Below are 1,590 nucleotides of genomic sequence, written 5' to 3' on the forward strand. Positions count from 1 at the left end.
TCAATTTTATTATCAAGTTCATTAAATTTAGTGTCAATTTTATTATCAAGTTCATTAAATTTAGTGTCAATTTTATTATTAAGATCCCTAATATCTGATTTTAGGTTATTTTCAACAGTATCAATTTTATTATCAAGTTCATTAAATTTAGTGTCAATTTTATTATCAAGTTCATTAAATTTAGTGTCAATTTTATTATTAAGATCCCTAATATCTGATTTTAGGTTATTTTCAACAGTATCAATTTTATTATCAAGTTCATTAAATTTAGTATCAATTTTATTATCAAGTTCATTAAATTTCATATCAATTTTAATATTTAAGTTATTTTCAATAGTATCAATTTTATTATTAAGATCCCTAATATCTGATTTTAAGTTATTTTCAACAGTATCAATTTTATTATTGAGATCTCTAATATCTGATTTGAATGCCATTTTTAGAAGTTCAAGATCTTTAGTAGTAAGTTCATTTTTATAGTATCTATAAGATAAATCGTCCGCAATATCTCTATCCATACCAACTTTTACAAGCTCATTTAACATCATTTGTCTTGTTACTACTGGCTGTATCATATGTTCCATGAAAATCTCCTTATATAATATTATAGTGTTTTTAGGGTTGATTGTTAAGTAAAATAAGTGAATTTAGTTAATGTTTAAGATGCGAAGATATTGGAAAAGATTTGTTTTTGTATTTTGTGAGTTTTTTTATAGGGAATACCCATCTGTTTTAGATTGAGGTTAATGTATGATTTGAGAGTATGTATATCTTTGTTAGTGTTTTGATCAAGAAAAAAGGATTCAATTAGATTAGCAATAGTAGACTGTAATTCATTATTGCTATTCTTATAAAATAGTAAATTTGCAGTATTATGTATACGTAAATTTTCAAATGAATTAATAAAAATTAAGTTTTTAAGACTATTTAGTGAAGTAGTCTTACTTACAAGTTTGATGCTTTTGTATTTTGGATGTTGTAAGATGGATTCATAAAAGTAAGAATTGTCCTTTTTGTTTAGAGATTGAAGAATAATAGAATAAATATATTCTAAATGTTTAGTAGTTATATTTGCAAGAAATAATTTTTTTAGAATACGATTAAGTTTTATATAAATAATATTAAACTTATGTTTTTTAAGGAAATAAATAGCATTTATAATGAGTGTGGAGTTGACCAAAGTATGATTTCTAATTTGTAAATTGGATGATGATGTGTAAGTAATAGTATCATGTGTGTAATTAGTGATAGTAAAAATTTTTTTTGTGAATTGAGATAATGGAATACCAGAAGAAAGCAAGATACCTATTGCTTTAAGTTCTGTACTATTTGATATTAAGAGATAATTTGTACAAACATTAATAATTTCTTTAGAATTTATTTCAATTATATTATTTGTACTATTGTTTAATATGATTTTATCATTTTTTTGATGTTTGATTTTTTTAAAAAATTTTTTTATACTAATCATCTTAAATAAATATAGATCTGTTTTTTAAAAATTGTAAACTTTGTATTTTTTTAGGTAACTTTGTACTTTTTAGGGTAAACTTTGTATTTTTTTGGGTAACTTTGTACTTTTCTTAAAAT

2 protein-coding genes are annotated in these 1,590 nt (G+C 21.9%); both read right to left on the reverse strand.

Translation table 11 applies throughout. The features are described 5' to 3' along the window. Positions 1–584, reverse strand: a 584-nt coding sequence (gene bdr / locus U880_RS11900) for a Bdr family repetitive protein (protein WP_024655312.1), incomplete at its 3' end; no start/stop codon positions are given. 74 nt (positions 585–658) lie between these two features. Further along, positions 659–1,471 carry a hypothetical protein gene (locus U880_RS0106860; RefSeq protein ID WP_024655313.1) on the reverse strand — a complete coding sequence of 271 codons (813 nt, stop codon included), beginning with the start codon at positions 1,469–1,471 and terminating at the stop codon, positions 659–661. Positions 1,472–1,590: the final 119 nt, after the last annotated feature.

Origin of the sequence: Borrelia hispanica CRI (assembly GCF_000500065.1) — a bacterium.
Classification (GTDB): domain Bacteria; phylum Spirochaetota; class Spirochaetia; order Borreliales; family Borreliaceae; genus Borrelia; species Borrelia hispanica.

Coding starts and splice junctions, on each gene's coding strand:
- U880_RS0106860 (WP_024655313.1), bottom strand. CDS start 1,471: ATGATTAGTATAAAAAAATTTTTTAAAAAAATCAAACATCAAAAAAAT.